At 38.8% G+C, this 3,809-nt stretch carries 6 protein-coding genes; all 6 read right to left on the bottom strand.

Going from position 1 to position 3,809, the window contains the following annotated elements; translation table 11 throughout:
* Positions 1 to 98 precede the first annotated feature (98 nt).
* Positions 99 to 1,271 carry an ATPase domain-containing protein gene (locus tag CQA49_RS09675; RefSeq protein ID WP_115575742.1) on the bottom strand — a complete coding sequence of 391 codons (1,173 nt, stop codon included), beginning with the start codon at positions 1,269 to 1,271 and terminating at the stop codon, positions 99 to 101.
* 9 nt (positions 1,272 to 1,280) lie between these two features.
* Positions 1,281 to 1,616 (bottom strand): hypothetical protein, encoded by a 336-nt coding sequence (locus tag CQA49_RS09670; RefSeq protein ID WP_115575741.1) that lies wholly within the window; start codon positions 1,614 to 1,616, stop codon positions 1,281 to 1,283.
* Positions 1,613 to 1,819 carry a hypothetical protein gene (locus CQA49_RS09665; RefSeq protein WP_115575740.1) on the bottom strand — a complete coding sequence of 69 codons (207 nt, stop codon included), beginning with the start codon at positions 1,817 to 1,819 and terminating at the stop codon, positions 1,613 to 1,615. The genes CQA49_RS09670 and CQA49_RS09665 overlap by 4 nt, the downstream gene beginning before the upstream one ends.
* A 158-nt stretch (positions 1,820 to 1,977) precedes the next feature.
* Positions 1,978 to 2,973, bottom strand: a complete 996-nt coding sequence (locus tag CQA49_RS09660) for a hypothetical protein (RefSeq protein WP_115575739.1) — start codon at positions 2,971 to 2,973, stop codon at positions 1,978 to 1,980.
* Positions 2,970 to 3,344, bottom strand: a complete 375-nt coding sequence (locus CQA49_RS09655) for a hypothetical protein (protein ID WP_115575738.1) — start codon at positions 3,342 to 3,344, stop codon at positions 2,970 to 2,972. The genes CQA49_RS09660 and CQA49_RS09655 overlap by 4 nt, the downstream gene beginning before the upstream one ends.
* 269 nt (positions 3,345 to 3,613) lie before the next feature.
* On the bottom strand, positions 3,614 to 3,809 hold a 196-nt coding region (locus CQA49_RS10170), incomplete at its 5' end, for a hypothetical protein (RefSeq protein WP_220271748.1).

Genomic DNA, 3,809 nt, shown 5'->3' with positions numbered 1-3,809 from the left:
TTTGTGGTTTTCGAGCAAAATTTGAGCGGAGCGCACTTTGGCGTGCGTGAGCGAAAATTTTGTAAAGAATCCGCAAAAAGAGCCAAAAAGCCGAATTTTTAAATTCCCTTAGCTATGCTTAACACTTCTTCCAAATCAAGCACTACTTCAGGTTCTTGTGCGGATTCTAAGCTTGAAAAGCGCAAAGTTTGCGGATTAAAGCCTACTTTGATTTTAAAATGCTTGCCTGTTTGCTTGTTTTTTTTCACTAAAAAATAGCGTGCATTTGGATCATGCAGCGCACCAAAATTTTCAATATCATCTTTTCTCACTTCAGCATGCTCGATTCTAACGATTATGCTTGCTTCATGCGCGCCCTTTTTGCTTCCCATTGGGTTATCGCGGTCATTTTTACTAGTTTGGACAATAAGCATAATAAAAATACCCAAAGAATGCGCCAGCTTTGCTAGAGATTGAAATTTTAGGCTTTCCTCCTCCTCCATATTGCGTGCTTGAGGGGAAGTGATACGCATTTGAGAATCTATTAAAAATACCCGCACACCTTTTTTGTAAAGTGCTTTGATATTTTGCACAATACTATAAATGTCATATTCGTCATTGATGATAAAAATATTTTCCTCGTTGATTTTATGGCGGGCGTTAAATTTTGCCTTCAAATAGCTTGCAATGGTAAATTCAAAGCAAAAAAAGCCAACCTTATGCACACGCGCGATATTTTCAATAATTTGCGCGCCTAACATTGTTTTACCTGCTTCTGGGTCGCCAGAAATGAGCATAAGCGCGCCCATCTCAAATCCGCCATCAAAGCATCTATCTAAAAACTCAATGCCACTTTTCACCTTTGGAAGTTGGGGGCGTGAGGCTTCATACTCCTTCCATTCCCTGAAATTTTTAAATTCTTTGCTCTCAAGCTGAGGCTTTTTGAGCGTGTCAATATCAAGGAGGACATTTTGTGCGCAGGCATTGAGGAGATTTTGAGCAAGGCTTGCCTGCGTGCGTAGGTTGTATTCTTGGAAAAAAAGCATGCGCTTAGCCAAGTAGTTGGGATCTGGAGTGGTTGCTAGGAGATTTAAAAAATACTCGCTTTGCTTGATTTCATCGCTTAAAACACTTAGCAAACTTTCCATGCTCACATTTTTTTCAAGCTTTTGTATTGCCTCTGCTATCTGCCAACCTGAAGGGCTAAAAACTTCTTTTGGCGTGTTTTCAAAAAAGCTCTCCACATCTTGGGGAAAATAAATCATTGAGTGTAAAATTTCTTGCTCTAACATTTCTTGCTCCTATAAAATTTCTTTAAACCACTGCGGCGCATTTGCTACCTCATTTTTGAGAAAAAAGGTGCGCAATAGATTCTGTTCTTGCTCACTTGAGCCCTTGTAAGCTTTAATTTTTGCTTTTAATGCTTGATTTGTGGCTTTTTGAATAAGAATCTCGCGCAAGGCATTGATGATTTTCTTAAAATTTGGAAAATCCTCATTAGCGCACACACGCAAAAATAGCTCTTCAAGCACACAAGAATCTAGCGTGCTTAAAAGCTCCTCTAGCTTTTCAAACTCACAGACAGAGATAAAATGCCTCTTTTGCTTGACATTGAGGATAAATTCAATAAAATTCATACGCCCTCCTTAAGCTGATGAAAAAAGAGATTATTTCGCGCCTCTTGCTCAATCCACGCTTTTAATGCGTTATTCAAATAAAGACTTTTGGACTGCTTGTTCTTGCGAGATTGTCTCGCAAATTCTTTTAGCACCATTTTGTGAAGGTTGAATTTTCTTGCGTGTTTTGTAGTATTTTTTTGCTTTTGTGTAAGATATTTCATTTATTCCTCCTTTTGTTTTGAAGCTTTGAAACAGCAGTGCGGATTCCACGATTTTTGAAAAGCTTTGCCCTTGAAAGCTAGCTAAAAATGCGATTTTTTCCTCAATTGACTTGGGAATCAAAAATACGCAGGATTTTTCAGTTACGCGAACTTTTCGTCTATAATGCATAAAATCCTCCTTGTGCTTTGTCGTAGGCTATTTGTTTGCCCTCAAAAAGAATGCCTTGCAACACATTGCAATCGCGCTTGGCAAGGTAAAACTTCTGTAATTTTTCCTTGTGATTGGAACAAAGGAAGTCCAAAATCTCGTAATGAAGTGGCATAGGTTGCTTTTTGGTAGTTTGCAAAGGTCGTGTCTGTGTAGCAAAGGTTGTGTGTGCTCGCGGAGCTGGAGACAAAGCGGAATTCATTTCCGCGAAGTCGGAAGCGGAGGCGGAGGCGGAGGCGAAGTGCGATTTACTCGCACGAGACGATACATTCAAAGGAATAGGCGGTTCATAAAGCCCTCTATAGCCATTGCTTATGCAGTAATCTATAATTTTGCAAATATCTTTTCCCTCGCGTTTAAAGCGCTCTAGCTTTTGGATATCACGCATTTTGGTTGAGTTTTTAAGATTTTTCACCACTAGGGCTTTATGCTCTAGCCACGCACAAACTTCGCTTTGCTCGACTTTGGTAAAAGCTTTCAAATCCAAAAGCTCTAGTTTGGCTTGCTTTGGCTTTGCAGATTCTAAGCTTTCCCAAACAAGGCTAAAAAGTCGAATTTGATCAGAATTTCTTAGTAAGTAATATTTTTTATTTATATTATTATTAATTTTATTTATATTATAGCTGTTCAAATTTTGGACAGCGTAATTTTGGGCATCTTCAAAGGACTTTTCTTGCAAAAACTCAAAATCAAATCCCTGAAACTCGCCTTTGATTTTTGTTAAATAAAGAATCTTTGCCTCTTGCAATTCTTTTAAGTATTTTGTGATAGAAGTGCGTGATTTTTTAAGATTCTCACTCAAAGCTGTAATTGTCAAATCCCACTCGCTTGGAATACTTAACAAATATACGCAAAGGCGCAGCGCACCATCGCTTAAAGTCGTGTTTTGCGCGATGGCATTACTTATCATTGTAAAGTTTGTATTGAGTTTTGGACGCTGGATCATTTTATTTCTCCTTGCATTTGAGATTGTCTATTTTGAAGCTCTTGGATTATTGCCACAAGCTCAAGTGCCACTTCTTTTTTGGTGTTTAAATCAAGGCTTTCCTCATTTAAAAGCTTAGTGCTAGCTCGAAATTCTGCTTTAAGCTGGGAAAGACTATGTTTTTTGTAGTCATTGATATGCTTTTGCTTAGAAATATCCACCACATACAAAAGCGCACATGAGCAAGCAAAGCTTAAAAATTCCTGCTCTTGTTCGTCATTAGCTTTGCGTAAAAAATCGATTAAATCATTCGTAAGATCCTCCGCATTGTCCTTAATTTGTGGATTTATAAAATCCCTTAAGTTTTTGATGAAGTTGCTAAATTTTTCCATTGTCTATTCCTTTTTATTGGTATCGTCTTGTGCGAGTAAATCGCACTTCGCCTCCGCTCCGCTTTTGCCTTCGCGGAAATGAATTCCGCTTCGGCTCCAGCTTCGCGACCACACATAACCTTTTTTCGTGGGCGTGTGCCACTTTGAAAATTCTAAGGATTTGCAATGATTTTTGCGGTTTTCAAAAAAAATGCGAAGGGAGCTACCTAAGCGGTAGTGACTAAGCATTTTTTGCAGAATCCGCGAAAAGCGCGCAAATACTGAATTTTTTAAAATTTCTTTATCACGCGTAAAGTGCCTAGCACAAACACGACTACAAGCAAAATGCAAAAGCACTCCGCCATATTTAACCTAACTAGCCCACACACTGCGCCCAAAATCGCGCGCAAAGACAATACAACGCCAAATACCACGCCCACATCAATTATAAATCGCTTCATATTCCCTCGCTCATAAAAGGCTCGA

Source organism: Helicobacter sp. MIT 00-7814 (assembly GCF_003364115.1).
Classification (GTDB): domain Bacteria; phylum Campylobacterota; class Campylobacteria; order Campylobacterales; family Helicobacteraceae; genus Helicobacter_F.
The sequence above is the reverse complement of the archived record's forward strand: the minus strand, read 5'-3'. Positions and strand labels throughout refer to the sequence as shown.

Bases quoted from the DNA above. Each gene is read 5' to 3' on its own strand.
- CQA49_RS09670 (WP_115575741.1), bottom strand. From the start codon at position 1,616: ATGAATTTTATTGAATTTATCCTCAATGTCAAGCAAAAGAGGCATTTT.
- CQA49_RS09655 (WP_115575738.1), bottom strand. From the start codon at position 3,344: ATGGAAAAATTTAGCAACTTCATCAAAAACTTAAGGGATTTTATAAAT.
- CQA49_RS09665 (WP_115575740.1), bottom strand. From the start codon at position 1,819: ATGAAATATCTTACACAAAAGCAAAAAAATACTACAAAACACGCAAGA.
- CQA49_RS09660 (WP_115575739.1), bottom strand. From the start codon at position 2,973: ATGATCCAGCGTCCAAAACTCAATACAAACTTTACAATGATAAGTAAT.
- CQA49_RS09675 (WP_115575742.1), bottom strand. From the start codon at position 1,271: ATGTTAGAGCAAGAAATTTTACACTCAATGATTTATTTTCCCCAAGAT.